The organism is Nonomuraea sp. NPDC050383 (genome assembly GCF_044459125.1).
Lineage (GTDB): Bacteria > Actinomycetota > Actinomycetes > Streptosporangiales > Streptosporangiaceae > Nonomuraea.
The window spans coordinates 302,566-329,265 of the sequence record NZ_JBITIP010000007.1; the positions used below are offsets into that span (position 1 = coordinate 302,566).

Here is a 26,700-nt window from a genome sequence, read left to right on the forward strand (position 1 = left end):
CGGAGGAAAGCCGTGCTCGCTTCGAGGCGAGGCTGGACCCAGATCGCCGCACTCCTGGCTGTCGTGGTGCCCGCCACGCTGCTCAGCCCGATCGCCGCCCAGGCGAGCGACGACGACCCGGCATGGCACCAGGTCCAGGAGCAGCATGCCGTACCCGGTCACGCCGTCAAGGCACAGGGGCTCTTGACGGATCCGGGCGCCGCGTACGACCTCAAGGGCGCGCCCGCGGTGACCTGGCCGCGGCCGGGTACGGCGGTGACCGCGGCCGGTGGTGGCTCCGCGAAGGCGCGGGCGGGGCAGCTCCCGATCTGGCTGGGACCGGCCGCCGTCCAGAAGAACGGCAAGGCGCCGGCCACCGCCGGCGCCGCCCCCGCCGTCGAGGTACGGACCCTGGACGCGCCCACCGCGGCCAGGTCCCGCATCGACGGTCTCGGCCTCCGGCTGAGGCCGTCCGCTCCGGCCCGGATGGCGGTCGAGGTGGACTACTCCGGCTTCCGGTACGCCTACGGCGGCGACTGGGCCTCGCGGTTACGCCTGGTCGAGCTGCCCGCGTGCGCGGCCACCACGCCGGAGCGGCCCGAGTGCCAGACCCGGACGCCGCTGCCCACGCGCAACGACGTCAAGACGGGCCGGCTGGCGGCCGACGTCGACCTCGCGGCGGGCGCGACCACGCTGGCGGCGGAGGCCGCGCCGTCCGGCTCCGCGGGCACGTACGAGGCGACGTCGCTGTCGCCGTCGGCGACGTGGAACGTGAGCAACCAGAGCGGCGCGTTCTCCTGGTCCTATCCGCTGCGCCTGCCCCCGACGCCGGGCGGGCCGACCCCGAACGTCGGCTTCGTCTACTCCTCCGGCGGCATCGACGGCCGTACGGTCGCCACCAACAACCAGGCGTCCTGGATCGGCGAGGGCTTCGACTACTGGCCCGGTTTCGTCGAGCGCCGGTACAAGGCCTGCGCCGACGACGGCGTGACCCCCAAGCGCAACGACCAGTGCTGGGGCAACGACAACGCCACCCTGTCACTGAACGGCCAGGCCACCGAGCTGGTGCTGGACGACGCCACCGGCACCTGGCAGCCGAAGGACGACGACGGCTCCAAGATCGAGAAGCTGTCGGGCGCCGACAACGGCGACAAGGACGGCGAGTACTGGCGCGTCACCACCCCCGACGGCACCCAGTACTACTTCGGCCGCAACCACCTGCCGGGCTGGGCCGAGGGCCGCGCCGAGACCCAGTCCACGTGGACCGTCCCGGTGTTCGGCGACGACGACGGCGAGCCCTGCCACCAGGACTCCTTCTCCGACTCCTGGTGCAAGCAGGCGTGGCGGTGGAACCTCGACTACGTCGTCGACCCGCACGGCACGGTCAGCACCTTCTGGTACGGCCGCGAGACGAACTACTACCGCCGCGACGTCACCACCCTGACCGACGGCGTCCCGAACGGCACCCCCACCGCCTACGACCGCAGTGGCTACCTCAAGCGCATCGACTACGGGCAGCGCTCGGACGCGATCTTCTCCTCCTCGGCCCCGGCCCGGGTGGTCTTCGACGCCAAGGAGCGGTGCATCGCGACGTCGAGCTTCGACTGCGCGGAGAGCAAGTTCACCAAGGACAACGCCAAGTACTGGCCCGACGTCCCCTACGACCAGAACTGCGACTCCGGCGACAAGTGCCTCGACCGGTACTCGCCCACGTTCTGGACCCGCAAGCGGCTGGCCGCCGTCACCACGCAGGTGCTGTCCGGGAGCGCGTACAAGGACGTCGACACCTGGACCCTCGACCAGCAGATGCGCGCGCCCGGCGACGGCACGGCGCCGGCGCTGTGGCTGGCCGGGATCCAGCACACCGGCAAGGTCGGCGGGACCGCGTCCCTGCCGCCGGTGAGGTTCGCCGGCGTGCAGCGGCCCAACCGGGTCGACGCGCTCGAAGGACGCCCGCCGCTGACCAAGTGGCGGATCTCGGCGATCGACAACGAGACCGGCGGCGCCCTGTCCGTCACCTACTCCGACGCGGACTGCAAGGCCGGCGACACCCCCGACCCGGACTCCAACACCCGCCGCTGCTACCCGCAGTACTGGTCGCCCGAGGGCGCCACCTCGCCCAAGCTCGACTGGTTCCACAAGTACGTCGTCACCCAGGTCCAGCAGATCGACCGCACCGGCGGCGCCCCCGACACGCTGGAGACGTACGAGTACCTGGGCGGCGGCGCCTGGCACCACGACGACGACGACGGACTGACCAAGGAGAAGTACAAGACCTGGTCGCAGTGGCGCGGCTACGGCAAGGTGCGGGTGCTGCGCGGCGCGGCGGGGGAGCAGCGCTCCAAGGCCGAGTTCACCTACTTCCGCGGCATGGACGGCGACGAGCAGTCCGGCGGCGGCAAACGGGACGTAAAGGTCACCGACTCCACGGGAACAGCCGTCGACGACGCCGACCCGCTGCAGGGCCGCGTCCGCGAGGAGATCCGCTACGACGGCCCCACCGGGCCCGCCATGACGGGCACGATCACCGGCTACTGGACGAAGCAGACCGCCAAGCGGGTGCGTTCGTGGGGGACCACCACGGCGAGCATGGTGCGCGAGGACAAGGAGCGCACCCGCACCGCGCTGGCGTCGGGTGGCTGGCGGTACAACACGACCGACACCGACTACAACGGTGACGGCCTGCCCACCCAGGTCAACGACCTCGGTGACCAGGCCACCGCCGACGACGACAGCTGCGTCCGCACCACCTACGCCCGCGACGCCGCCCGCTGGATGATCTCCTACGCCGTCCGCGTCGAGACCGTCACCAAGGCGTGCACCGTCACCCCCGACCGGCCGGCCGACGTGACCTCCGACGTCCGCAAGTACTACGACGGCGGGACCTTCGGCGCGGCACCGTCCAAGGGCGACGTCACCAGGACCGAGAAGCTCGGCTCCTGGAACGGCGGCCCCCAGTACGTCACCGCCGGCTCGACCACCTTCGACGTCTACGGCCGCCCCCTGGTGGTCACCGACCCCAACGGCACCACCACGAAGACCTCCTACACCCCGGCCACCGGCCTGGTCACCGCCAAGCAGGAGACCAACGCCCTCGGCCACGTCACCACCACCGAGATCGAGCCCGCCTGGGGCCTGGCCACCGCGACCACCGACGCCAACGGCAAGCGCGCCGACCTGGCCTACGACCCGCTCGGCCGGCTGACCGGCGTCTGGCTGCCCGGCCACGCCAAGACCGGCTACGCCTCGACCCCGAACATGAAGTTCGGCTACCAGATCCGCGCCGACGGCCCCACCACCGTCTCCACCTCGACGCTGCGCGCCGACGGCGCCACCTACACCACCGGATACGCCCTTTACGACGGACTCCTGCGCCCCAGGCAGAAGCAGGAGCCCGCGCCGGGCGGCGGCCGGCTGATCAACGACACCCTCTACGACACCCGTGGCCTGGTCTACAAGACCAACGCCGACTACTACACCGAAGGCGATCCCGGCAGCACGCTGTGGGTCCCGGGCAGCGACGACGACGTGCCCGGCCAGAGCGTCACCGTCTACAACGGCATGGAGTGGCCGACCGCGCAGATCTTCCGCAAGCGCGGCACCGAGCAGTGGCGCACCACCACCACGTACGGCGGCGACCGCATCAGCGTCGACCCGCCCGCCGGCTCCACCCCCATCACGAAGATCATGAATGGGCAGGGCGAGACGACCGAGGTCCGCCAGTACAAGGGCGACGCCCCGACCGGCGACTACGACGCCACCAAGTACACCTACACCCGCGCCGGACAGCCCGCCACCGTCACCGACACCGCGGGCAACGTCTGGACCTACCACTACGACCTGCGCGGCCGGATGGTCCAGGTCGACGACCCCGACAAGGGCACCGCCAAGCTCACCTACGACGACAAGAACGACCTGCTCACGACGGTCACCGACGCCCGCGGCTCCAGTCTGTTCCTCACCTACGACGCCCTCGGCCGCAAGACCGCCGAATACGCCGGCACCTCCGCCGCGGGCACCAAGCTCGCCGAGTGGACGTTCGACAAGCTGCCCGACGGCACCGTGGTCAAGGGCCAGCCGACCGGCTCCACCCGCTATGTCAAGAACGCGGCCACCGGTGCCATGGACGCCTACACCAGCTCGGTCACCGGCTACGACAACGCCTACCGGCCCACCGGCACCCAGACCGTCATACCCGCCGCCGAAGGCGGGTTGGCCGACACGTACAAGACCACGACCGACTACAACCCCGACGGCACCGTCCACCGCACGGTGCTGCCCGCCGCGGGCGGCCTGCTCGGCGAGACGATCCTGTACGACTACGACCAGCTCGGCAACCCGACCACGATGCGGGGCCTGACCAACTACGTCACCTCGACGACCTACGGCAAGCTCGGCCAGGTCCTCGACATGACGATGAGCACCGGCCTGAAGCGGGTCAAGCAGACCAACTTCTACGAGGAGGGCACCAACCGGCTCGCGCGTTCGGTGTTCGAGCGGGAGACCGCTCCGATCTCGGTGGCCGACACGCACTACACCTACGACCCGTCCGGCAACATCACCAAGATCGCCGACACGCCCTCCGGCCAGACACCAGACGTGCAGTGCTTCCGTCAGGACTGGCTGCAACGCCTCACCGACGCCTGGACCTCCACCGACGACTGCGCCACCGGACCCTCGCAGAGCATCGTCGGGGGACCCGCGCCGTACTGGCAGTCCTTCGCCTACGACAGCGTCGGCAACCGCACCAAGGAGATCGACCACCAGGCGACCGGGGACATCACCAAGACCTACACCTACGCCGGACCCGGCAAACCGCAACCGCACACGCTGAGCTCCGTCGCGTACGACGGCGGCCCGCGCGACGGCCAGATCGACACCTACACCTACGACAAGTCCGGCAACACCACCGAACGCGGCTCGGGCCGCCTGCTGGAATGGGACGTCGAAGGCCACCTCGCGAAGTCGACCGACCCCTCCGGCGTCAGCACCTTCGTCTACGACGCCGGCGGTGAACGGCTCATCCGCCGCGATCCCACCTCCACCACCCTGTACGTCGCCGGCATGGAGATCCGGCTCGACACCAAGACCGGTGCCAAGAGCGCGACCCGCTACTACGACTTCGCCGGCCAGACCGTCGCCACCCGTACCAGCAAGGGCGTCACCTGGCTCGGCGCCGACCACCACGGCACCGCCGACTCCTCCGTCGACGACACCGCCACGCAGGCGACGACCCGCCGCCGCTTCACCCCGTTCGGGCAGCAACGCGGCGTCGCACCGGCGTCCTGGCCCGGCCAGAAGGGCTTCGTGGGCGGCGTCATCGACGAGGCCACCGCCCTGACCCACCTCGGCGCCCGCGAGTACGACGCCGAGACGGGCCGCTTCATCTCCGTCGACCCCGTCTTCGACGCCTCGGACCCGCAGAGCTGGAACGGCTACGCCTACGCCGACAACAACCCGGTCACCGGCTCCGACCCCACCGGCCTGATGTACGACGGCGGCACCCAGTGCGGGATCATCGCCTCCAACCCGTGCAACCGGCCCTCCGGCGGTGGCGGTGGCGGTGGCGGCGGCGGTGGTGGCGGAGGGTCCTACTCGCCACCTCCCCCGCCGAGCAACCCGCCCCACTGCGGCCGGTGGAGCTTCGGCTGCAAGGCCAAGAAGATCTGGCACGAGCACAAGGCCACCATCGTCAACGTCACCGTCGCGGTCGTCGTCACGGTCGGCTGCGAGGCGGCCACGATGGGTGCCGGCAGCATCGGCTGCGCCGCCGCGGGCGGAGCGGCAGGCAACCTGGCCGGCTACCTGGTCTCGACACCGCGCGACGAATGGACCGCCGGAGGAGCGTTCAAGTCGGCAGCGGTCGGCGCCATCACAGGCGCGGCAGGCGGCGTCGTCGGCAAGGGCGTGAGTGCAGCCCTCGGCAAACTTGCCACCACCGCGACCGGCAGGGCGGTCGCCGGAGCGGCGGGCAAGGCGGCCGGCAAGGTCAGGAGCGCACTGGGCCGCGGCGGCGGGGCGGCGGCCGGAGGCGGCGAATCCGCGGGCGCCGCGGCGGGCAGAGCCGGAAGCAAGCTCTCGGGAGGCAAGCCCAAGGCGGCCTCGGCAGGCCCCAGGGGTTGTCTCACCCCCAACAGCTTCGTCGCCGGCACCAAGGTCAAACTCGCAGACGGCACCAGCAAGGCGATCGAGCGGATCAGGCCCGGCGACAAGGTCCTGGCCACCGACCCGCTGACGGGCAAGACCGTGCCGAAGCCGGTTCTCGCCGCCTTCTCGGGCGTCGCCTACCTCAACCTCGTCCAGATCACCGTCGACACCGATGGCAAGAAGGGCGACAAGACCGGCGTCATCCTCGCCACCGAACACCACCTGTTCTGGGTCGCAAAGGATCGCCAGTGGGTCCGCGCCGACCATCTGACGGGTGCTGACCACCTCCGCACCCCGACCGGCATCACCGTCCAGGTGGTCAGCACCACAAAGCGGCAGAACCACCCGACGGTCTACGACCTGACGGTCGCTGACGTTCACACATTCTACGTAGAAGCGGGTACCGCGCTGGTACTCGTCCATAACTGCGGTAATGCTGACGATGATCTGCTCGATTTTGCCGATGCGGCGCTGAGTGTCGATCCGCAGGTCCGCCCCAACGTGGCTTCTAAGATTACTTCCGCAGACGGAGAGCAGGTTAGGTTCGCCTATGCTACGGATACGCGTACTGGCACGATGCCTGGACGGGTAGCAAGAGCCGTTGCCGATTCTCGGCATCATGGCGGCTGCGGAGAAGTGGGATGCGCGATTCTATTCGAAGAGGCTGGCATCCCGTTGGATGGTGCTACGTATCAATCGGTAAGAATCGGTGGAGGCGCAAGGGGTAACCCATACCCTCTTGAAGAGCATGGTACGTTGATCGCGCCATGCCCGGCCTGTCAGAGGTTTCTTCCCCTAATTGGTGGAAGGGGGTGAGCTGATGTGGATATTTCTCCGGAATTGCGCGCCGCGCTCCAGAAGTTGAGGGCGGTGCGCTCGGAGAAGCCGCCCGGTGAGAGAAGTACGGAAGCTTTTGCGGCATGGCGCGAGAAAATAGCGGAAGCACTGGATGTGTTGGCACTAGTCCTGATCTTCGCTTCCGATCGCGATAAGGCTGTTGTCGAAGCGAAAGCAGCGCGCGCAGAGGCGGCTCATATTCGTCGAGAGCTTAATAAGCCTCCACCGTCGATCGGTGAACCGTAAAGATGAATCCCAGCGGCAGCAGGGAGGGAGGGAGAGGGACCCGATGGGTTTCATCCAGACCCTCCCCGCTCAGCATGCCAGCAGCCGCTACGCCTTCGTCCCAGGTGTGCAGGGAGGGCGGGGGCCTGTTTGAATCCGACGGCGTGCAGTCGCCGGTCACCGCATACAGCCGAGCTACTCATGACCGTGGGGTTCGAGCACGGTGGCGCGTACCTGGCTCTCGACGATCCTCGCCAGGGCCGCGCGGGCTTCCGGCTGTCTGCTCGTGGGCGCGGCCGGCCGTATGGGGGCGAAGAGCGTGACCTCCACGGCCAGGCGCCGGGTCGCGGCCACCCGGACGATGGAGGGGAGCAGCGAGTCGTCCCCGACGTAGCAGGCACGGGTCGAGGTCGCCGTTCCTTCGCGGTAGTGCAGCACGGCCAGGTGGACCGGGGCGTCCGCGTCCACGGCCGCCTGGAAGACGGCCGGGCGGAACCGGCCCATCCCGCGATCGCACCACGTTGTGCCCTCGGGGAAGGCGACCACGGTGTCGCCCGCTCTGAGGGCGTCGGCGACCGCGGCGACGGCCGACGGCAGCGCGGACAGGCGCTCCCTGTCGATGAACAGCGCGCCCGAGGCGGCGGCCAGCGTGCGGATGAAAGGCCGCTCGCCGATCTCGCGTATGGCGAGCGGCCGCGACGGCACCGTGGCCGCGAGGACGAGCGGGTCGAGCCAGGACACGTGGTTCGCCACGGCCAGAGCCTCCCTCCTCGCCCCCGCACCGCCACCCGGCCCAGCCATCCGGAGCCGCCTCGGCTCCCGACACCGCGCCCGCCTCCGACACCGCGCCCGCCTCCGACACCGCACCGGCGTCCGGCGCCGTGCCATTTCCCGACGAGCGTGACGGCCGCCACCATGCGCGCGGGTCGGAAGAAGCGGCGCGACAACGGACGAGTTGCGGTGATCATGTGGTCCTGTCCTGGAGAAGGTGTCCTGTCATGGAGAAGGTGGGTCAGCGGCCGGTCGCGCCGTCGATCAGTTCGCGCAGGATGTCCGCGTGGCCCGCGTGACGGCCGGTCTCCTCGATCATGTGGGTGAGGGCCCAGCGGAGGCTGGGAGCGGGGCGTCCCGGCCGTGGCCGAGGGATCGGCGCGCCCGGATCGGGGCACCCGTCGAGCAGTTCGTTCGCGCGCTCGACCGTTTCCCGGTAGCGGGCGACGACGTCGGCCACGCTGTCCGCCGGCGCGGCATGGAACGTCGCCTGCCAGTCGGTGACGTCGTCCCCGAGGAACATCGAGCGTTCCACGAAAGTCAGGTGGTTGAGCAGGCCGAGCAGGTTCGTGCCCGACGGCACCGCGGCTGTTCGCGCCTGGGGTTCGGGGGCACCCTCGACCTTCGCGGCGATCGAGGTCCGGAGGTAGTCGAGGAACGCGCGCAGGACCGCGGTCTCGTCGCTTCCGGTCCGGGGCGGCGGGGTGTCGCCGCGGTGGTCGCGGCGCGTGGTGCTGGGCACAGCGGTTTCCTTCCTTCGTCGGGAGCGGTGCTGGTCGCCGTGTCAGGCGGTGCGCCGGATGAGGAGGACGTGGTCGGTGATCTCGGCGGTGCGACCGCCCGGTCCGGTCGCGTTCCGGCGGGGTGTGTCGGCCCGCTCGACCGTCCAGGTCGCCGGGTCAAGGTCGACTTGCGCGGCGACCTCCCGGGGGCTCGGATACCGGACGCCGGGGTCCTGGTTCCACGACCACGGCGCGGCCGAGCCGTGGTCGACGACCAGCAGCCGCCCGCCCAGGCGCAGTGCGCGCGCGGCCGAGCGCAGGACGGCTGCCCTGTCCAGGTCGTGGGGGGTGTGCAGGTAGTCGGCACAGATCAGGTCGAAGTCGCCCTGCGGGAAGGACTCGTGCAAGTCGTGGCGTACGGTGACGACGCGGTCGTCCAGGCCGCGTGAACGGGCGAGGGCGGCGAGCCGCCCGACCGCCACGGCCGAGATGTCGACGGCGGTGACGTGCCACCCCTGGCCGGCGAGCCACAGCGCGTCGCCGCCGTCGCCGCATCCGAGGTCCAACGCGTCGCCGGGCGGCAGGCTCGTCACCGTCTCGGTGAGGCGCGCGTTCGGCCGCGGGTCGACGGCCGCCGGTCGGGCCGCGTAGACGTCGTCCCAGAACGTGACCGCATCGGTGGTGCTCATCGGGGCTCCTTCTGTCGATGTGCGCTCAGTCTTGCCAGGAGCACCACGATCTGGCACGAAATCTTGCCGTTCTGGCAAGATGGCCTCGTGGATCGAGAAACGGACGACGTGCTTGGCGCGGTGGGGCCACGACTTCGCGCGCTGCGCCGTGACCGCGGCATCACCCTCGCCGCCCTCGCGGAGACGACCGGCGTGTCGGAGAGCACCCTGTCCCGGCTGGAGAGCGGGCAGCGCCGGGCGACCATCGAGTTGCTGCTGCCGCTGGCCCGCACCTACGACGTTCCGCTGGACGATCTCGTCGGCGCCCCGCGCACCGGCGACCCCCGGATCCACCTCAGGCCGATCAGACGGTTCGGGATGACGTTCATACCCCTGTCCCGGCGGCCGGGCCAGGTGCACGCATTCAAGATGATCATCCCCGCCCCGCCGCGACCGCTCGAACCGACCCCGCAGACTCACGAAGGCTTCGAATGGCTGTACGTGCTCAACGGTCGTCTGCGGCTCGTACTCGGTGAGCGTGACCTGACGTTGCCGCCCGGTGAGGCGGCCGAGTTCGACACGTCCTTGCCGCACTGGCTGGGCAGCGCCGATGGCGGAGTGGTGGAGCTTCTCATCCTGTTCGGCCCGCAAGGGGAGCGTTTGCACGTACGCCCCGACGCTCATCGGTCGGCTCGCAGCGGGAGCCGGCGGTGAACTCAGCGGCCCTCGGCGGCCTGGATCCAACGCCCTCCGCCCCAGCCGTCCGGTGTTCACGCATGGCTCCTTCACCCGCCGGAACGGATCTTCGAGATCGTCGCAGGGACGGCACAGGACTGGTCGATCGTGTGACGAGGGGGGCCGTTGATAGCGGTTCCTGAGTCGTTCCGCGCCTGGGGGCGATGGCAGCGTGAGGGGGAGGCCGGGCGGCAGTGGCTGGCCGCGCTGCCCGACATCGTCTCGGAACACTGCGCTCGGTGGGGTCTGCGGGTCGATGGCGACCCCATGCATGGGGACAACGGTCTGGCGGTGCCGGTCAGCCGCGGTGACGAACCGCTGGTGCTCAAGGTGAGCCGGCCGGACGAGTCTGTCGCCGATCAGGTCGCGGCGCTGCGGGTGTGGAGCGGGCGAGGCATGGTTCTGCTGGTTGATGCGGACCTGTCCAGCGGTGTGTTGCTGTTGGAGCGGCTTGACCACAGGCGGTCCCTGCGTGACCTCCCGCTGGAGGAGGCCGTTCCGCTCATCGGACAGCAATTGCGTCGGCTGGCTGTACCGGCGGAAGGCGGCTTCCACTCCACATGGGAGGCGGCTGCGGGACTGCGTGAGTCGTTGCGCGAGCGGTGGGAGGCGGTGGGCCGGCCCTTCCCCGCCCGCGTGCTGGACATCGCGCTTGGACTGGCGGGGGAGATGGCGGCCGAGCGATCCTCCGAGATGGTGAACCGGGATCTGCACTACCTGCAGGTGCTGCGGGGAAGCCGCGAACCGTGGCTGGCCGTGGATCCGCTGCCCCTGGTGGGCGCAAGCGAGTACCAGACGGGTCAGCTGCTCTGGACGCGCTATGACGAGATGGCCGGCACTCATCGGTTTCGCTGGTGCCTCGACGCGCTGATCGATGCGGCCGAGATGGATCGGCTCCGGGCCCGCGCGTGGGCTGTGCTGCGCGCGGTGGACTACTGGCTGTGGGGTCTGGGCGCCGGCTTCACCGAAGACCCCGTGCGCTGCGCAGGCATGGTTCAGGAACTTACTTGATCAACTGTCGCCGGGGAGTTCGGGCCAGGCTGATGGTTCGGTGTTCAAGGTCAGCCCGGCGATCTCCTGTTCTCGGGCGGTCAGGATCATCATGAATGGTCCTCCTCCGCCAGTGAGCGCAGGGTCGCGATGAGGGAGTCGCGGTCGGGTGCCGCCGTGAAGAAGGCCGCGTCGGTCCTCTCCACCTCGGCGACGGCCCGCTCCACCAGGCCGCGGCCCCGGTCGGTCACCCGCAGCAGCTTGGCCCGGCTGTCGGCCGGGTCGGTCTCGCGGACGAGGAAGCCCTTGTCCTCCAGTTTGCGCAGGACCTGCGAGGCCATCTTCACGTCGGCGCCGGCCTGCCTGGCCACGGCGAGCTGGTTGGGCAGCTCGCCCTGCCGGTTCAGCCACCACGCGCACGTCAGCAGGACGAACTGGACGTGCGTCAGGTCGAAGGGCTCCAGAGCCGCCGTGACGGCGCGCTGCCAGCGCAGTGTCGTCCGCCACAGCAGGAACCCGGGACTGTCGTCGGGGGCGAGGCTCACTGCGTCTCCGCGAGCTTGACCAGGGCCGCCACCGCGTCGGGCAGGTCGGCGGCGACGGCCGGGCCGATGTGCTCGGCTCCGGGGCCGGTCACCTCCACGCGGTGGGTCACCCGGGTGCCTCCGGCGACGGGTTCGAGGGTGTGCGCGAAGCGCAGCGTCACCTCGCCGAACGGCGTCTCGTCGGCGAATGCCGCGTTCTCGTCGGCCTTGGTGATGCGGGCGCGGACCTCGCCCTGGCCCTGGGGCGTCATGGAGATCTCGGACCCGGCCGCGAACGGGCCGTGCAGTTCGGCCCGCTCCAGGCCGGCGTCCCAGCGCACCCATCCGGGGACGTCCGCGTACAGGGCCCACACCGCCTCGGCCGGAGCTGTCGTCTCGACGCTGTGCTCGTAAGCCCACATGGTCTTCTCCTTAAAGTCTCCGCGCAGATTGTCTACGCGGAGACTATATCGGGACGGGTATGCCTTCCGCCAGTGGGCACCAGGGGGTACGCGACGAAGACCCCGGCCGCATCGGCGGCCGGGGTCTCCTGGTGGTCTTTCGCCGCGCCCGTGGCGCGGGCCGGTCGGTGGGAGGCTACCGGGCTGCTGAAACGGTCTCCGCGGGCGTCGACCGGTGGGAGCCTGCCGTGGTCTGGGCGGGCTTGTCGTGCTCGGGGGCCTGCGTGGCGTCGGAGCAGTCGCCTCGGCAGTAACCATTGGTGACGATCAGCCGTCCGCGAGCGGGCGTGTAGGAGGCGGATTGCGCGGCGACGACCACGCCCTGGCAGCTAGGGCAGGTGAGCGACTGGTCGGCTGTCATGGGAGCCCTTTCAAGATCTTGGCGCGAGCGGTGATGCACGCGCTGTGAGCCGGGATGACCTACCCGGGAAGACGGTCCTCATGCGCCTGGCCGGACAGTACTGAGGAACATCTCGGTCCGGGAGCCATGATGCCGGACGCCACCGACAATTCCCGGCCGGGTCCTCAGACCTTCAGGCTCTCCAGGCCGGCCGCGGCCAGCAGGGGCGTGAACTCCACGACACCGTGGGTCGCGACGTCGTTGACGACATAGGGATCGGTGGCGAGGATGCGGTCGAGTTCTTCGGCGGGCATGTCCGGGACGAGATAGACGCCGCCCGTCAGCGGAACCCGGCGCCCGGCCACGAGAAGCAGCCGTCGGGCGATGAGGTCCTTCAGCCAGTCGCCGTGGGCTGGCCGCCACTGGTCCACTTCAGCCAGGGGCGCGGTGTAGGTCACTGTGACAACGAACATGATCAAAGTGTGACAGACGGGAGACCTCGGAAGATCATGACTCCGCCGGCAGGTGGGTCCTGCGGCGGCGGTCGCGGATGGGGGCGGCGTACCGGTGGCCGCCGCTCCTGACGGTGCGGCGCCGGGTCGCGTGGCCGGCGTGGAGGAGGCCGTCACATCCGGGAGGCCGTCACATCCGGGCGGCCGTCACATCCGGGCGGCCGTCACGGGGATCCGCCGCGGCCCGGACGTCGACAGCCACGAGCCCAGCAGGATGAGCGGCAGGCCCATCGCCATCCCGGCGCCTGGCTGCTCGCCGAGGACGACCACGCCGAGCACCACCGCCACGACCGGGTTCACGTACGTGATGACCAGGGCCCGCGCCGGGCCCGCCTCGGCGACCAGGACGCCGTACCAGACCATGCCCACCGCCGTGCACAGCACGCCGAGGACCACCACGGCGGCGATCACCGGCCCGGACGGCATCGCCCGCGGCGGGTCCAGGACCGCCACCGGGGCGAGGAGCACCGACGACAGCACCAGCACCGCGGCCATCGACGCGCGCGGGTCCAGGTCGGACAGCCGGCGCTTGAAGATCATCGGTCCAGCGGCGTAGCTGAACGCCGCGCCCAGGAGCGCCGCGGCGCCCAGCAACTCGTCCGGACGTCCCGTGACATCCACCCCCACCAGGGCCGCGACCCCGCCCAGCCCCGCGAGCAGCCCGGCCAGCCGCCGCCCGCCCACCCGCTCGGCCGCGTCGAAGCGCAGGGCGAGCAGTGCCACGAACAGCGGCGCCGCCGCGATCAGCGTCGCGGCGAGCGAGGAGGAGACGTGCCGCTCGCCCACCGCGATCAGCGGGTACGGCACCACGACCTCCGCCAGGGCGAACGCGGCCAGCCATCGCAGCCGCCCGCGGAACGCCGCCCGCACCTCCTTCACCGGCACCAGCACCAGCAGCGTCACCGCGCCCAGCACCACCCGAGCCCACGCGAGGAACCCCGGCGGCATCCCGCCGTCCATCCCCACCTTCAGCAGCAGGTACGGCATGCCCCACAGGAGCGACACGGCCGCGAAGGCCACCCACGCACGTGCGTTCACGCGACACCACCTCACGTCAGTCAGCGGAGGGCCTTCCGAACCCGGCCTCCAGCCGAACGCTAGGGGGGCAACCGGTACGCGGATAAGCTCCAGTTCCATGTCTGTGGAGTGGACCGGTTCGGGACCCGAACTACTCCTGCGCCTTGACCGGGACAGCGCCGAGCCGCTGCGCGCCCAGCTCGAACGCGAGCTGCGCGAGGCGATCCGCGCGGGCCGGCTGGCGGCGGGGGAGCGGCTGCCCTCCTCCCGCCTCCTGGCTCGCGGGCTCGGCGTCTCGCGCGGGCTCGTCGTGGACTGCTTCGCCCAGCTCCAGGCCGAGGGGTACCTGGTCACGCGGGCCGGCTCGGCCACGCGGGTGGCCGCGTGCGCCCCGATCCCGCCCCCGGCGGCGAAGGGACCGGAATCCGCTCCGGGACCACCGCCGCGGCCGGCCGTCGACTTCCGTCCCGGCGTGCCGGACCTGGCGAGCTTCCCCCGGCAGGACTGGCTGTGGGCGCTGCGCGAGGCCACCCGGATCATGCCGGACTCCCTGCTCGGCTACGGCGCGCCCTATGGAGCGGCATCCGCGGAGGCGTCCGGGGAGACGCCCGTGGCCTCCTACGGCGACGCGGACCTGCGGGCCGTGCTGGCGGCGTACCTGGGCCGGGTGCGCGGCGCGGTCGCCGCGCCGGAGCGGCTGGTGATCTGCTCCGGGTTCGCGCAGGGCTACGGCCTCGTGCTGCGCGTGCTGGCGGACCGGGGGGTGCGGCTCGTCGCCGTCGAGGACCCGGGCGACCCCGACCAGCGGATCCTCGCCGCGCGGGCGGGCCTGGAGACCGTGGCCGTGCCGGTCGACGAGGACGGCGTGGACGTCCGGGCACTGGCCGCGACGGGCGCCCGCGCGGTGGTGCTCACCCCCGCGCACCAGTGCCCCACCGGCGTCGCCCTGGCCCCGGCCCGGCGCCTGGAGCTGGTCGCGTGGGCCAGGGAGCGCGAGGCGACGATCATCGAGGACGACTACGACGCCGAGTTCCGCTACGACCGGGATCCCGTGGGGTCCCTGCAGGGGCTGGCCCCCGGCCACGTGGTCGCGCTCGGCTCGGTCAGCAAGGCGCTGGTGCCCGTGCTGCGGCTCGGCTGGATCCTGTGCCCGCCGCACCTGGCTCCCGCGGTCGCCGCCGAGAAGCACCTCGCCGACCGCGGGTCTCCCGGCCTCGACCAGCTCGCCCTCGCCCTCCTCATGCGCTCGGGCCGCTACGACCGGCACCTGCGCCGCGTGCGCGCGGTCTACGCCCGCCGCCGTGACGCGCTGGTGGCGGCGCTCGCCCGCCACGCCCCGGGCGTCGAGCTGCGGGGGCTGGCGGCCGGGTTCCACGCGGTGGCGCGGCTGCCGGAGACGGTGACGGAGGAGGCGGTCGTCTGCGCGGCGCGGGAGCGCTCGGTCGGCCTGTACGGGATGAGCGGCTACCGGGCGGCTCCGGCGCCTTCTCCGCGGGCCGGGCGTCCCGAGCTGGTCATCGGCTTCGGCAACGTCCGCGAGGACGCCATCGGGCGGGGCGTCGCCGCGATCGCCGACCTCCTCACCGGCCGCTGAGACAAGCCGCGACGAGCCGCGACGAGCCGCGACAAGCCGCGACGAGCCGCGACGAGCCGCGACGAGCTGCGGCAAGTCGCGACAAGGGGGACGCCCTCGCCTCCGGCGGTCAGGCCGGGGCGACCACCTCGCCGCCCTGGACGACGTACCGAAGGTGCTTCGGCTCGGCGAGGACGCCCAGGTCGCGCAGCGGGTCGCCGTCCAGGACCAGCAGGTCCGCGTGCGCGCCCACGGAGAGGGTGCCGATCTCGCCGGCCATGCCCACCAGCTCCGCCGCCCCGGCCGTGGCGGCCCGCAGCACGTCGAGGGGCCGCTGCACCTCGCCCCGCAGCCGGAACTCGTGGCTCTGGTGCCGGTGCATGCCGCCCAGCAGGTCCGTGCCGAACGCCAGCCGGACCCCGCCGCGGGCGGCCCGCTCGAGAGCTCGCAGGCCCGCGTCCAGCACCTCGTCCACCTTGCGCCAGCTCCCCTCCGACAGCCCGAACGCCCTGCCCTCCTGCTTGAGCGCCCAGTACGTGACCAGCGTCGGCACGAGGAAGGCGTCGTGCCGCAGGAACAGCTCGACGCTGCGGTCGTCGATCAGGTTGCCGTGCTCGACGGAGCGCACCCCGGCCTCCAGGGCCCGGTTGACGGCGCGGGCGGTGTAGGCGTGCGCGGCGACGTAGCGGTTGGCGGCCTCGGCCTCCTCGACGATCGCGCGCAGCTCGTCCATGGAGTACTGCGTGGAGTCGATCCGGTCGGTGGGGGAGGCGACGCCGCCGGAGGCCATGACCTTGATGTGGTGGGCGCCCTTGCGCAGCTCGTCGCGCGCGGCGGCGCGGACGGCGTCCACGCCGTCGGCGATCCGGCCGACGCCCGCGCAACACGGCTGGTCGTCCCGGTCGTTGCGGCCGCGGCCGCGCAGGTCGCCGTGGCCGCCGGTCTGGCTCAGCGCCCGGCCGCAGAACAGCAGCCGCGGCCCCCGGATCAGCCCCTCGGCCTGCGCGTCGGCCAGGCCGTAGTCGGCGCCGGAGGCGTCGCGGACCGTGGTGAAGCCGCGGTCGAGCATCCCGCCCATGATGCGGGCGCTGTGCGCGGCCACGTACGACGGGGCCATGGACGGCAGCGCCCCGAGGTCGGCGGTGGAGGCGGTGACATGGACGTGCGCGTCGATGAGGCCGGGCACGACCGGCGCGCCGGCGAGGTCGACGACCCGCGTGCCGTCGGGCACCCGCAGGCCCCGCCCGGTCTCGGCGATCCGGCCGTCCTCGCAGCGCAGGTCGCCTTCGGCGTACTCGCCGGTGGCCACGTCGAGGAGGAGCGCGTCGCGCAGCAGCAGGCTCACGCGGCACCTCCGGCGGGCCCGCCGGCTCCGGCGACGGCGCGCAGGGCGGGCACGGCCAGCGGCGCGAGAGACTCGGCCGCCGCGACCGACTCCTCGTCGTAGCTGCCCTCGGCGTCGAGGATGTTCAGCACTCCCAGAACCCTTCCCCCGTCCACGACGGGCACGTTGATGACGGAGCCGCAGCCGAGGCTCTCGATCAGCTCGTGGTCGGCGAAGATCTCCCGCACCGCGGCCCGGTCCGGGCCGAGGTAGGGCAGCCGCGCCTCGACGCACCGGGCCAGCCAGCCCCGCGCGACCTCGACGGTCTTCTCGCCGCCCACCGGATACTCCTCCGGGTGGCTGCTGTGGACGCGGCGCAGCGCGCTTCGCTCGGGGATCCAGGCCAGCACGGTGAACAGCCGCACGCCCACCTCCTTACGCACCCGGTCCTCCACGTCCCGCAGGTCCGTCATGACCGCACCTCCTTGGCGGTTTCGGCGGGTTCGCCCCGCTCGGTCAGGTCTTCGAGGGAACGGCCGGCGGTGGCCAGGCCGAAGACGACCACGCAGACGACCCCGACCACCAGCACGGCGGTGGTGAGTCCGAACACGCCCGCGAAGCCGAGGCTCGCCGCCGACAGGCCGATGATCGTGGGCGCCAGGATGCTGCCCACGCGGCCGAACGCGCTGGACAGGCCGGTGCCGGTGGCGCGGATCCAGGTGGGGAAGACCTCGGGGGTGTAGGAGTAGACGCCCGCGTACGTCCCGTTCAGGAAGAACGACAGGACCGCGCCGGCCAGCGTGATGGTGGCCGGGCTGTCCATCTGCGACAGCCAGAACGCGCTGACCGCGGAGCCGGCCAGGTAGATCGCGATGGTGTTCTTGCGGTCGAGCCGCTCCGACAGCCAGGCGGCGGAGAAGTAGCCGGGGATCTGCGCCAGGTAGATGATGATCGAGAATTCGAAGCTCTTGGTGACGGTGATGCCGCGCTGGACGAGCAGCGTCGGGATCCAGGAGAAGAACCCGTAGTACGAGAACGTGATCACGAACCAGATCAGCCAGATCACGGCGGTCCGCCGGGCCATGGCCGGGCTCCACAGGAAGCGCAGGGCGCTGATCAGGTTGACCTTCGGCGTCTCGGACACCGGCGGCGTGCCGTCGTCCTCGGGCACCGGCGGGAGCGGCCGGCCGGTGGCCCGCTCGACGCGCCGTTCGAGGTCGGCGACCACCGTCTCGGCCTCGTCGTGGCGGCCCTGCTGGAGGAGGAAGCGCGGTGACTCGGGCAGCGAGCGCCGCCACCACAGCAGCATCAGGATCGGCACCGCGGTGAGCACCTGGGCGATCCGCCAGCCGCTGTCCATCGTGGGCACCACGAACCGGCCGATCAGCGCCGCCATCACGAACCCGAACGAGAAGAAGCCGGCCAGGGCCCCGATGAACCAGCCGCGCCGCTTGGCGGGCACGAACTCGGACAGGAACGGCGCGATGATCGCGCTCTCGGCCCCAGCCCCCGCGCCGGCCAGCACCCTGGCCCCCAGGAACACCTCGTAGCTGGGCGAGGCGGCGGCGATCACGGAGAAGACCGCGTAGAAGGCCAGCGCGTACATCATGACCTTCTTGCGGCCGATGCGGTCGCCGAGCAGCCCCGCCACGGTCGCGCCGAACAGGAACCCGAACGGCGTGGCCGATCCGATGAGGCCGAGGTGGCCGTTGTCGAGGCCCCACTCCTGCTGCGCGCTGGGCAGCAGGAACGCCACCACCGCGGAGTCCATGCCGTCGAAGGTGTAGCCGAGGCCGCCTATCAGCAGCAGGAGATAGTGGGGACGGCTCAGCGGGAGCCGGTCCAGCCGGGTGAGCAGGGTCATGGCACCTTCCCTGGTCGGTGGTTTATGGCAACGTATAGTGCAAATCTCCATGTATGCAATGTCTGTTGCATTTTTTCGCTGTTACGAACGCGTACCATGACTCCCGGCCGAGGGAGGATCATGTGACGGACCCCAGCACCGACACCTACGACGAGTGGCTGCGCGCCCGGGTGCCGGGGCGCGGCCTGCGGCCCAAGGCGGCGGCGGTGCTCGACGTGCTCGTGTCGCAGCCGCGCCGCGCCTCCTACGGCTCGGCGGCCGAGCTGGCCCAGCTCGCCGGGGTCAACGTGGCGACCGTGACCCGCACGGCGCAGGCGCTCGGCTTCGCCGGCTGGCCCGCGCTCCAGCAGGAGCTGCGCGCCCGCTACCTGTCGTCGCTGAGCGCCGGCCAGGTCGCCGCCGAGCACGCCGGCGCCGGCTCGCCCAGCTCCCGCTCGCTGCGCCGCGACCTCGACGGGCTGGCCCTGCTCGCCCGGCGGCTGGACGAGAGGGTGCTGCTGACGATCGCCGAGGCCGTCGCCGCCGCCCGCCGCACCGTCGTGGTGGCCGACGGCAGCTACGCGGCCGTGGGCCTGGCGCTCGCGCACAACGCCCGGCTGGCCGGCTACCCCGTCGCGGCCGTCACGGCGGGAGACGCCGAGCTGGCCAACGCCGTGGCGGCCCTCGGCCCGGAGGACGTGCTGATCGCCATCAGCTTCTGGCGGCTGTACGAGAGCACCGTGCTGGCGGCCCACGAGGCCCGCTCGCGCGGGACGCGGGTCTTCGCGCTGACCGACGCGGCGAGCCCGGCCCTGGCGGCGGCGGCCGAGGAGGTGGTGATGGTGCCGGCGGAGGGCGAGGCGTTCTTCCCGTCGCTGACCGCGGGCATCGCGGTGGCGCAGGCGCTGGTCACGCAGCTCGCCGCCGTGGACCCGGCGCACACGGGCGCCTCCATCGAGGCGGCCGAGGCCATGTGGTCGAGGTTCGGGCTGCTGCATCGCCGGCCTGCCCCACCACCAACTGACAAAAATTGAAATCTGTCATCTGTAATGCCATAGTGGGTAGGGACTGACGACAGCAGCACATCCGCAAGGAGTCCTCATGCTCACTCGTACACTCGGATCGACCGGACCACGTGTCTCCGCCCTCGGGCTCGGCTGCATGGGCATGTCCGCCCTGTACGGCGAGGCCGACCGCGGCGAGTCCATCGCCACGATCCACGCCGCCCTCGACGCCGGGGTCACCCTGCTCGACACCGGCGACTTCTACGGCATGGGCCACAACGAGATGCTGATCGGCGAGGCGCTGCGCACGGCTCCGGCCGGGCTGCGCGATCAGGCCCTGATCAGCGTCAAGTTCGGCGCGCTGCGCGCCCCGGACGGCGCGTGGCTCGGCTACGACGGCCGCCCCGCCGCGGTGCGGAACTTCGCCGCGTACTCGCTCCAGCGGCTCGGCGTGGACCACATCGACGTCTACCGGATCGCGCGCGTCGACCCGGACGTCCCCATCGAGGAGACCGTCGGGGCCATCGCCGAGCTCGTCCAGGCCGGGTACGTCCGCCACATCGGGCTGTCGGAGGCCGGCGCCGACACCGTCCGCCGGGCCGCCGCCACCGCGCCCATCGCCGACCTGCAGATCGAGTACTCGCTCATCTCCCGCGGCATCGAGGAGCGGATCCTGCCCACCACGCGCGAGCTGGGCATCGGCGTCACCGCGTACGGCGTGCTGTCGCGGGGGCTGATCTCCGGCCACTTCACGCCGGACCGGACGCTGTCCGCCGGGGACTTCCGGGCGCACTCGCCCCGCTTCCAGGGCGAGAACCTGCGCCACAACCTCGGCCTCGTCGAGGCCCTGCGCGAGATCGCCGAGCGCAAGGGCGTCACGGTCGCGCAGATCGTCATCGCCTGGGTGCTCTCGCGCGGCGCGGACATCGTGCCGCTCGTCGGCTCCCGCACCCGCGAGCGGCTGGCCGAGGCGCTCGGCGCGCTGGACATCACGCTGGAGGAGGCCGACCTCGCCGCCGTCGAGCGGGCCGTGCCCGCCGACGCCGCCGCCGGCGAGCGCTACCCGGAGACGCAGATGGCCTTCCTCGACAGCGAGCGCTGACGCCGGCACCCGGTACGGTCGTCACCATGGCCACGATCGACGTCCTCACCGCCGAGCGCATCCTCGAAGCCACCGAGGAGGTGCTGCGCCGCCACGGCCCCGCCAAGGCGACCGTGGTCGACGTGGCCCGCGCGCTCGGGGTCAGCCACGGCAGCGTCTACCGCCATTTCCGCACCAAGACGGCGCTGCGCGAGGCCGTCACCCAGCGCTGGCTCGACCGGACGTCCGCGTCGCTGTCGGGCGTCGTGGCCGGCTCCGGGGCCCCGGAGGAGCGGCTGCGGCGCTGGCTGGCCGAGCTGTTCTCGGCCAAGCGCCGCAAGGTGGGTGACGATCCCGAGCTGTTCGCGACGTACATGGTGCTGGTGGGGGAGAGCAGCGCGGTGGTGGACCGCCACTGCGCCGACCTCACGGGACAGCTCGCGGAGATCATCCGCGAGGGGCTCGACCGGGGGGACTTCGCGGCGGCGGGCGCGACCCCGGAGGTGCTGGCACGCGCCGTCTTCGACGCCTCGGGCCGCTTCCACGACCCGGCCTACGCCCGCGAGTGGGACCAGCCCGGCATCGACGCCGAGTTCACGGCCCTGGTCGACCTGGTGATCCGCGGCCTGCGGGCCCCCTGACCCCAGGGCGGGGCTCAGGGGCGGCGGCGGGCCACGAGGACGGCGTCGTGGAGGGTGATGTCACGTCCCTCCGGGTCCACCGCGGGGCGCGGGCGGGCCTCGGCGGCCAGCACCTCCCACGCGGCCGGGTCCAGCGACGACGCCACCTCCTCGGCCGTGAACATCATGTCCGGGAAGTGCATGCGGTTCGCCGTGGTCCGCAGGTCTCTCGGGTGGTGCCCGACGATCAGCAGCGTCCCGCCCGGCGCGACCGCGGCGGCCAGCCGGGCGAACAGCCGCCGCCGCGTCTCGCCCGGCAGGTGCATGAACTGCGACGACACCAGGTCGTACGCCCCCTCGGCGGGCTCGTGCTCGCGCAGGTCCGCCTGGACCCATTCGACGCGGTCGGCGACGCCCGCCGCGGCGGCGTGGCCGGCGCCCCGCTCCAGTGCCGTGACCGAGATGTCGGCCGCCGTCACCCGCCAGCCGCGCTCGGCCAGCCACACCGCGTCCGCGCCCTCGCCGCTGCCCACGTCCAGCGCCCGTCCCGGGGCCAGCCCGGTGGCCTCGGTCACGAGCTGCGGATTCGGCCGGCCGCTCCACACGGCGGGCCGGGAGCGGTAGCGCTCCTCCCAGGCGGCCTCCTCGAACAGCGTGCCGATCTGCTGCCGGTACGCCTCGACGGCGACGCGGCCGTCCTCGGCGACGAGGTCGGCGTTGATCGCCGCCCCCGCGCTGAGCCCCGCCGCGGCGGAGGTGATGACCTGGGCGCGCGGGTCGGCCACGTTGCCCGCCACCCAGACCCCGGGCTCGGCCGTGGCCCCGGTGGGGTCCGCGGGGATGCGGTCGCCGATGGTCTGGCCGCCCATCTCGACCTCCACGGGCTTCAGCCCGAGCGACTCCAGCACCCCCGCGCGGGCGGTGAGCCGGGGCGAGACGATCAGAGCGTCGATCCCGACGACCTCGCCCGAGGCCAGCCGCACGCCGGTGAGCCGGTCGCCCGACACCTCCACGGCCGCGACCGGGCCCTCCACGACGGTGATGCCGCGCGCCGCGAGCCGCTCGGCCTCCTCCGCGCCGGGAGCCGGCGCCTGGTGCAGCAGCAGCATCACGTGCGGGCTCCACTGCCGCCACAGATGCGCCTGGTGGGTCGAGATCGGCCCGGCGGCCAGGATCCCGATCCGCTGGTCGCGTACCTCCCAGCCATGGCAGTACGGGCAGGTCAGCACCTCGCGGCCCCACCGCCCGGCCAGTCCGGGCACGTCGGGCAGCTCGTCGGTGAGCCCGGTGGTCACCAGCAGCCGCCGTGCCCGCACCTCCCGGCCGTCGTCGAGCGTCACGAGGAAACCGCCGTCCTGGCGCGCCGCGGTGACGGCTCGGCCGGTGACGACCTCGCCGCCGTAGCGGGCCACCTCCTCGCGGCCGTCGGCCAGCAGGTCGGCGGGCGGGGTGCCGTCCCGGCCCAGGTAGTTGTGCATGTGGGCGGCGGGGGCGTTGCGTGGCTCGCCGGAGTCCACCACCAGCACGGATCTGCGCGCCCGCGCCAGCGCCAGCGCCCCGTTCAGCCCGGCCGGGCCGCCGCCCACCACCACCACGTCGTACATCCCGTCCGTCATGCGGCTCTCCTTGCCGTTGGTCCGTTGCGGCAAAGGTGCCGTGCGGGTGGCGAGTTCGACAAGTATTGTTGCCGTTATGGCAAACGACGAGGATGCGGTGCTGGCTGCCGTGGGCCCCCGCCTGCGCGCGCTGCGCACGCAGCGGGGAACCACGCTGCACCAGCTCGCCGAGGCGACCGGCATCTCGGTGAGCACGCTGTCGCGCCTGGAGTCGGGCGGGCGCAGGCCCACGCTGGAGCTGCTGCTGCCGCTGGCCAAGGCCCACCAGGTGTCGCTGGACGACCTGGTCGGAGCGCCGGCCACGGGAGACCCCCGCGTGCGCCCGCAGCCGATCGTCCGCCACGGCGTGACGTTCCTGCCGCTGACCCGCCGCTCGGGCGGCCTCCAGGCGTTCAAGCAGATCTTCCCGCCCGGCACGCCCACCGGCGACACCACGCCGAAGACGCACGAGGGCTACGAGTGGCTGTACGTGCTGTCGGGCCGGCTGCGGCTGCGACTGGCCGAGCACGACCTCGTCCTCACGGCGGGCGAGGCGGCCGAGTTCGACACCCACCTCCCGCACCGCATCTCCAACCCCGGCCCGGAGCCGGCGGAGGTCCTCAGCCTGTTCGGCCCGCAGGGCGAGCGCCTGCACGTCCGCGCCCGCCCGCGGGCGAGCTGACTCCCGGAGCCGGCTCAGCCGCCGTGGCGGCGGAAGGGCGGGCGGCTGCCCCAGGTCGCCCAGCGCCAGAGCCACTCCATCGGCCCCTGCCGGTAGCGGCGCAGCCACAGGGCAGACGCCAGCCACTGGGCCGGCAGGACGACGCCGGCGGTGACGTACACCGCGGTCCACGACGAGGCGTACTCCACGTGCAGCAGCCGGCTCGCCGCGAGGACGAGGAGCGTGGCCGTGAGGTAGTTCGTCAACGCCATCCGGCCCAGCGGCGCGAACACCGCCCGCAACGCCGGCCGGAGCGGCGTCCTCAGCAGGACCAGCAGCGCGCACACGTACACCCCGGCCAGGAGCAACCCGGCCAGGGGGAACCAGACGGCGACCGGGCCGGGCCCGTGGCTCTCCTGCGCCCACAACGCGGGGACCGCCCCCGCGAGCAGGACCAGGCCGACCGCCGCGGGCCCCTTGGTCGACGACTCGATCCGGTCCACCACCCCGTACCGGACGAGTGCCGAGCCCAGCAGGAACAGGCCCGGCACCAGCGCGGGGCCGCCGTTGCCGAGGAGCGCCGCCACCAGGAGCACCGGGGACAGCCCGGCCACGGCCCACCGGGGCAGCCACGTGGAGGGCAGCAGCACCACGAGTCCCACGGCGGCGTAGATGGACAGGATGTCGCCGCGCCACAGCAGGAACATGTGGACGAGCCCGATGGCGAGCAGCGTCAGCAGGCGGCGCAGCAGGAGCAGCCGCGGCCGTTCGACGCGCTCCCCGGCGGAGCGCAGCAGCAGCGAGAACCCGACGCCGAACAGCAGCGAGAAGATCGGGAAGAAGCGCTGCTCCACGAACAGGCCCATCCACGCGCTCATCGGGACGGCCGTGGGGTTCCCGAGGGCGGGGCCGGTGTTGGCGATCGGCTGGACGTTGGCGAGCAGGATCCCGCACAGCGCGAACCCGCGCACGACGTCGAGCGCCGCGATCCGCGGCCTGCCCGCAGCCGGGGAGGGGGCTTCAGGTGACATCTCAGGTGACATCTCAGGTGGCATGGGGCGATCCTCCGGGTGGGGACCTCGGGCGGGGCACCGGTCGAAAGCAGGGTTCGGCCGGACGGGACCGTACTTTCGGCCGGTTCACCGGAGGCGCGCGGGCCTCTAACCTGAACGGCGTGATCTTCGCGCGCCTCGCCGGCCCCGCCACGGACCTGGCCGCAGTGCGCGGGCGGGTGGTGGAGGCCGGGCTGGGCGGTCTGTTCGCGGGGACGATCGTCTTCGTGGCGTACCGGATCGCGGTGAGCTGGGGCGGCGCGTCGTGGTGGTTCGGGGCCGCCGCCGGGGCGGTGGTGTGCGGGCTCGCGCTGCTGCGGCGCCGTCACCGCGCCCGGGCGGCGGTCGCGGGCCTGGCGGTGGCGGCGGCGGCCGTCCTGACCGCCCGCCTCGCCCACCTGCCCGCCGAGCCGGGCCCCGCCATGGCGCTGGCCCTGGCCGTGCTCACCGGCTCCGCCGTACGGGCGCTGCCGTGGCGGCAGGCGGGGGCCGTCGCGGCGGGCGGGCTGGCGGTGGCCACGGGCGCGCTGGCCTCCTTCTCCGGGCGCCCCACCGTGGCCGTGCTCAACGGCGCGGCGTGGCTCGCCGCCGTCGGCCTCGGCCTGGGGGCGCGCCTGCTGCACGCCCGCCGTCAGGCCGCGGTCGAGCGGGTACGCCGGGACGAGCGGCTGCGGCTGGCCCGGGAGCTGCACGACGTCGTCGCCCACCATGTCACCAGCGTGGTGCTCCAGACCCAGGCCGCCCGGGTCGTCGCCCGCAGGCACCCGGAGAGGGTGGAGGACTGCCTGGCCGACATCGAGGCCGCCGGCTCCGACGCGCTGGCGGGGGCGCGCCGCGCCGTCGGACTGCTGCGCGACGACGCGCCTCCTCCGGACCCGCCCGCGCGGCTGGGGGAGCTGGTGGAGCGGTTCGCCGGTCCCCCGGTGCGCCTGACCCTGCCCGAGGAGGAGCCGGTGTGGCCGCCCGAGGTGGCCCGTACCGTCTACCGGATCGTGCAGGAGTCCCTGACGAACGTCTCCCGCCACGCCTCCCACGCCCGCACCGTGACGGTCGGCGTCACCCAGGACCAGGGCACCCTCACCGTCGAGGTCACCGACGACGCCCCGCCCGCACCGGCCCGTTTCCTGCACCGCGGCGGGTACGGCCTGGCCGGGATGCGGGAGCGTCTCGACGCCCTCGGCGGCACGTTCACCGCCGGCCCGCGCCCGGACGCCGCCGGCTGGGCCGTGCGGGCCACGCTGCCCCTCCCTCCCCGGGAGCGCGGATGACCATCAGGGTGCTGCTGGCCGATGACCAGGCGATGGTCCGCGCCAGCCTGCGGATCATCCTGGAGGACGAGCCCGGCATCAGCGTGGTCGCCGAGGCCGCCGACGGCGAGCGGGCCGTCGCGCTGGCCCGCGAGCTGCGCCCGGACGTGTGCCTCGTGGACGTCCAGATGCCCCGCCTCGACGGCGTCGCGGTGACCCGCGCCCTGGCGGGCCCCGGTGTGGCGGACCCGCTGCGGGTGGTCGTGGTCACCACGTTCGATCTCGACGCGTACGTCCAGGGCGCGCTGCGCGGCGGCGCGGCCGGGTTCGTGCTGAAGGACGCCGGCCCCGCCCTGCTCGTGGAGGCCGTCCGGGCCGCGCACGCCGGTGACGCGCTGATCTCGCCGTCGCTCACCCTGCGCCTGCTGCGCCGCCTCGCGGACGCCCGCAGCGCCGCCCGCCCGCCCTCGCGGCCGCTGTCGGAGCGTGAGGCCGAGGTCGTACGGGCCGTCGCCCGGGGACGCACCAACCAGGAGATCGCCGCCGAGCTGTCGATCTCGCTGAGCACGGTCAAGGGCCACATCGCCGGGGTCCAGGCCAAGCTCGGCGCCCGCAACAGGGTCGAGATCGCCGCCTGGGCCTGGGAGGGCCGCGCCGTCTGACCCGCCACGGCGGCGCGCCGCAGCCGGCGCGGAGGCATCATGAAGGTGGGGAGACGTCGAACCACCGCGTCGTCACGCGGCCACGGGGCGCCGCGGTCACCGCACGCAGC

Annotated in this window: 23 protein-coding genes; 11 read left to right on the forward strand and 12 right to left on the reverse strand. The window is 72.7% G+C overall.

From position 1 onward, the window contains the following. Positions 1-12: 12 nt before the first annotated feature. Positions 13-6,942, forward strand: a complete 6,930-nt coding sequence (locus tag ACIBG4_RS20025) for a polymorphic toxin-type HINT domain-containing protein (RefSeq protein ID WP_397203033.1) — start codon at positions 13-15, stop codon at positions 6,940-6,942. A 6-nt stretch (positions 6,943-6,948) separates the two neighbouring features. Next, positions 6,949-7,209, forward strand: coding sequence for a hypothetical protein (locus ACIBG4_RS20030; RefSeq protein ID WP_397203034.1), 261 nt, complete (start codon positions 6,949-6,951; stop codon positions 7,207-7,209). 174 nt (positions 7,210-7,383) lie between these two features. Here ACIBG4_RS20030 and ACIBG4_RS20035 read toward each other — a convergent pair whose 3' ends face one another. The 3 genes from ACIBG4_RS20035 to ACIBG4_RS20045 all read right to left on the reverse strand — a co-directional run bounded on the left by ACIBG4_RS20035 (position 7,384) and on the right by ACIBG4_RS20045 (position 9,370). Next, positions 7,384-8,076 (reverse strand): lysophospholipid acyltransferase family protein, encoded by a 693-nt coding sequence (locus ACIBG4_RS20035; protein ID WP_397203035.1) that lies wholly within the window; start codon positions 8,074-8,076, stop codon positions 7,384-7,386. Positions 8,077-8,200: 124 nt separating this feature from the next. Then, positions 8,201-8,701 (reverse strand): DinB family protein, encoded by a 501-nt coding sequence (locus ACIBG4_RS20040; protein WP_397203036.1) that lies wholly within the window; start codon positions 8,699-8,701, stop codon positions 8,201-8,203. Between the two features lie 42 nt (positions 8,702-8,743). Continuing rightward, positions 8,744-9,370: a class I SAM-dependent methyltransferase gene (locus ACIBG4_RS20045; RefSeq protein ID WP_397203038.1), complete on the reverse strand. Its 627-nt coding sequence runs from the start codon at positions 9,368-9,370 to the stop codon at positions 8,744-8,746. An 87-nt stretch (positions 9,371-9,457) separates the two neighbouring features. Here ACIBG4_RS20045 and ACIBG4_RS20050 point away from each other — a divergent pair, with 87 nt between their 5' ends. Together ACIBG4_RS20050 and ACIBG4_RS20055 are read left to right on the forward strand one after the other, a co-directional pair. Beyond that, the gene (locus tag ACIBG4_RS20050; protein ID WP_397203039.1) at positions 9,458-10,063 is read left to right on the forward strand and encodes a helix-turn-helix domain-containing protein; all 606 of its coding nucleotides are present in this window, start codon (positions 9,458-9,460) and stop codon (positions 10,061-10,063) included. Positions 10,064-10,210: 147 nt separating this feature from the next. After that, on the forward strand, positions 10,211-11,095 hold the full coding sequence (locus ACIBG4_RS20055; RefSeq protein WP_397203040.1) for an aminoglycoside phosphotransferase family protein: 885 nt from the start codon (positions 10,211-10,213) through the stop codon (positions 11,093-11,095). Positions 11,096-11,184: 89 nt separating this feature from the next. Here the strand turns inward: ACIBG4_RS20055 and ACIBG4_RS20060 are convergent, their stop codons facing one another. The 4 genes from ACIBG4_RS20060 to ACIBG4_RS20075 all read right to left on the reverse strand — a co-directional run bounded on the left by ACIBG4_RS20060 (position 11,185) and on the right by ACIBG4_RS20075 (position 13,949). Next, the gene (locus ACIBG4_RS20060) at positions 11,185-11,619 is read right to left on the reverse strand and encodes a MarR family winged helix-turn-helix transcriptional regulator (protein ID WP_397203041.1); all 435 of its coding nucleotides are present in this window, start codon (positions 11,617-11,619) and stop codon (positions 11,185-11,187) included. Next, positions 11,616-12,020, reverse strand: coding sequence for an SRPBCC family protein (locus ACIBG4_RS20065; RefSeq protein ID WP_397203042.1), 405 nt, complete (start codon positions 12,018-12,020; stop codon positions 11,616-11,618). The genes ACIBG4_RS20060 and ACIBG4_RS20065 overlap by 4 nt, the downstream gene beginning before the upstream one ends. A gap of 564 nt (positions 12,021-12,584) precedes the next feature. Then, complete coding sequence (locus ACIBG4_RS20070; RefSeq protein ID WP_397203043.1) at positions 12,585-12,872, reverse strand: YciI family protein; 288 nt, start codon at positions 12,870-12,872, stop codon at positions 12,585-12,587. 186 nt (positions 12,873-13,058) lie between these two features. Continuing rightward, complete coding sequence (locus ACIBG4_RS20075) at positions 13,059-13,949, reverse strand: DMT family transporter (protein WP_397203044.1); 891 nt, start codon at positions 13,947-13,949, stop codon at positions 13,059-13,061. A 97-nt stretch (positions 13,950-14,046) separates the two neighbouring features. Between ACIBG4_RS20075 and ACIBG4_RS20080 the strand changes: the two genes are divergently transcribed. Continuing rightward, a complete protein-coding gene (locus ACIBG4_RS20080) occupies positions 14,047-15,522 on the forward strand; it encodes a PLP-dependent aminotransferase family protein (RefSeq protein WP_397203045.1) in 1,476 nt (491 codons plus the stop codon). 109 nt (positions 15,523-15,631) lie between these two features. Here the strand turns inward: ACIBG4_RS20080 and ACIBG4_RS20085 are convergent, their stop codons facing one another. From ACIBG4_RS20085 to ACIBG4_RS20095, 3 genes are read right to left on the reverse strand one after another with little or no spacing between them, the layout of a single operon-like run. Further along, positions 15,632-16,846, reverse strand: a complete 1,215-nt coding sequence (locus ACIBG4_RS20085; RefSeq protein WP_397203046.1) for an amidohydrolase family protein — start codon at positions 16,844-16,846, stop codon at positions 15,632-15,634. Further along, positions 16,843-17,298, reverse strand: coding sequence for a GAF domain-containing protein (locus ACIBG4_RS20090; protein ID WP_397203047.1), 456 nt, complete (start codon positions 17,296-17,298; stop codon positions 16,843-16,845). Before ACIBG4_RS20090 ends, ACIBG4_RS20085 begins: the two co-directional genes overlap by 4 nt. Beyond that, positions 17,295-18,689, reverse strand: a complete 1,395-nt coding sequence (locus tag ACIBG4_RS20095; protein WP_397203048.1) for an MFS transporter — start codon at positions 18,687-18,689, stop codon at positions 17,295-17,297. The genes ACIBG4_RS20090 and ACIBG4_RS20095 overlap by 4 nt, the downstream gene beginning before the upstream one ends. A gap of 122 nt (positions 18,690-18,811) precedes the next feature. Between ACIBG4_RS20095 and ACIBG4_RS20100 the strand changes: the two genes are divergently transcribed. From ACIBG4_RS20100 to ACIBG4_RS20110, 3 genes are all read left to right on the forward strand, one after another. Next, the gene (locus ACIBG4_RS20100; protein ID WP_397203049.1) at positions 18,812-19,702 is read left to right on the forward strand and encodes a MurR/RpiR family transcriptional regulator; all 891 of its coding nucleotides are present in this window, start codon (positions 18,812-18,814) and stop codon (positions 19,700-19,702) included. Positions 19,703-19,769: 67 nt separating this feature from the next. Beyond that, positions 19,770-20,774: an aldo/keto reductase gene (locus ACIBG4_RS20105; protein ID WP_397203050.1), complete on the forward strand. Its 1,005-nt coding sequence runs from the start codon at positions 19,770-19,772 to the stop codon at positions 20,772-20,774. A gap of 26 nt (positions 20,775-20,800) precedes the next feature. Next, the gene (locus tag ACIBG4_RS20110) at positions 20,801-21,394 is read left to right on the forward strand and encodes a TetR family transcriptional regulator (protein ID WP_397203051.1); all 594 of its coding nucleotides are present in this window, start codon (positions 20,801-20,803) and stop codon (positions 21,392-21,394) included. A 14-nt stretch (positions 21,395-21,408) separates the two neighbouring features. Here ACIBG4_RS20110 and ACIBG4_RS20115 read toward each other — a convergent pair whose 3' ends face one another. After that, on the reverse strand, positions 21,409-22,989 hold the full coding sequence (locus ACIBG4_RS20115) for an FAD-dependent oxidoreductase (protein WP_397203052.1): 1,581 nt from the start codon (positions 22,987-22,989) through the stop codon (positions 21,409-21,411). A gap of 76 nt (positions 22,990-23,065) precedes the next feature. On the opposite strand from ACIBG4_RS20115, the gene ACIBG4_RS20120 reads away from it, so the two are divergent. After that, positions 23,066-23,650: a helix-turn-helix domain-containing protein gene (locus tag ACIBG4_RS20120; RefSeq protein WP_397203053.1), complete on the forward strand. Its 585-nt coding sequence runs from the start codon at positions 23,066-23,068 to the stop codon at positions 23,648-23,650. A gap of 14 nt (positions 23,651-23,664) precedes the next feature. Here ACIBG4_RS20120 and ACIBG4_RS20125 read toward each other — a convergent pair whose 3' ends face one another. Continuing rightward, positions 23,665-24,660, reverse strand: coding sequence for a DUF418 domain-containing protein (locus ACIBG4_RS20125; protein ID WP_397203054.1), 996 nt, complete (start codon positions 24,658-24,660; stop codon positions 23,665-23,667). 143 nt (positions 24,661-24,803) lie between these two features. Between ACIBG4_RS20125 and ACIBG4_RS20130 the strand changes: the two genes are divergently transcribed. Together ACIBG4_RS20130 and ACIBG4_RS20135 are read left to right on the forward strand one after the other, a co-directional pair. Further along, on the forward strand, positions 24,804-25,949 hold the full coding sequence (locus ACIBG4_RS20130; protein ID WP_397203055.1) for a sensor histidine kinase: 1,146 nt from the start codon (positions 24,804-24,806) through the stop codon (positions 25,947-25,949). Then, positions 25,946-26,590 (forward strand): response regulator transcription factor, encoded by a 645-nt coding sequence (locus ACIBG4_RS20135; protein ID WP_310714804.1) that lies wholly within the window; start codon positions 25,946-25,948, stop codon positions 26,588-26,590. The genes ACIBG4_RS20130 and ACIBG4_RS20135 overlap by 4 nt, the downstream gene beginning before the upstream one ends. Positions 26,591-26,700 lie beyond the last annotated feature (110 nt).

What these genes read in the sequence shown, in the direction of transcription:
- ACIBG4_RS20035 (WP_397203035.1), bottom strand. Translation starts at nt 8,076, where the DNA reads ATGGCACGGCGCCGGACGCCGGTGCGGTGTCGGAGGCGGGCGCGGTGT.
- ACIBG4_RS20045 (WP_397203038.1), bottom strand. Translation starts at nt 9,370, where the DNA reads ATGAGCACCACCGATGCGGTCACGTTCTGGGACGACGTCTACGCGGCC.
- ACIBG4_RS20065 (WP_397203042.1), bottom strand. Translation starts at nt 12,020, where the DNA reads ATGTGGGCTTACGAGCACAGCGTCGAGACGACAGCTCCGGCCGAGGCG.
- ACIBG4_RS20070 (WP_397203043.1), bottom strand. Translation starts at nt 12,872, where the DNA reads ATGTTCGTTGTCACAGTGACCTACACCGCGCCCCTGGCTGAAGTGGAC.
- ACIBG4_RS20080 (WP_397203045.1), top strand. Translation starts at nt 14,047, where the DNA reads ATGTCTGTGGAGTGGACCGGTTCGGGACCCGAACTACTCCTGCGCCTT.
- ACIBG4_RS20090 (WP_397203047.1), bottom strand. Translation starts at nt 17,298, where the DNA reads ATGACGGACCTGCGGGACGTGGAGGACCGGGTGCGTAAGGAGGTGGGC.
- ACIBG4_RS20095 (WP_397203048.1), bottom strand. Translation starts at nt 18,689, where the DNA reads ATGACCCTGCTCACCCGGCTGGACCGGCTCCCGCTGAGCCGTCCCCAC.
- ACIBG4_RS20105 (WP_397203050.1), top strand. Translation starts at nt 19,770, where the DNA reads ATGCTCACTCGTACACTCGGATCGACCGGACCACGTGTCTCCGCCCTC.
- ACIBG4_RS20110 (WP_397203051.1), top strand. Translation starts at nt 20,801, where the DNA reads ATGGCCACGATCGACGTCCTCACCGCCGAGCGCATCCTCGAAGCCACC.
- ACIBG4_RS20115 (WP_397203052.1), bottom strand. Translation starts at nt 22,989, where the DNA reads ATGACGGACGGGATGTACGACGTGGTGGTGGTGGGCGGCGGCCCGGCC.
- ACIBG4_RS20120 (WP_397203053.1), top strand. Translation starts at nt 23,066, where the DNA reads ATGGCAAACGACGAGGATGCGGTGCTGGCTGCCGTGGGCCCCCGCCTG.
- ACIBG4_RS20125 (WP_397203054.1), bottom strand. Translation starts at nt 24,660, where the DNA reads ATGTCACCTGAAGCCCCCTCCCCGGCTGCGGGCAGGCCGCGGATCGCG.
- ACIBG4_RS20135 (WP_310714804.1), top strand. Translation starts at nt 25,946, where the DNA reads ATGACCATCAGGGTGCTGCTGGCCGATGACCAGGCGATGGTCCGCGCC.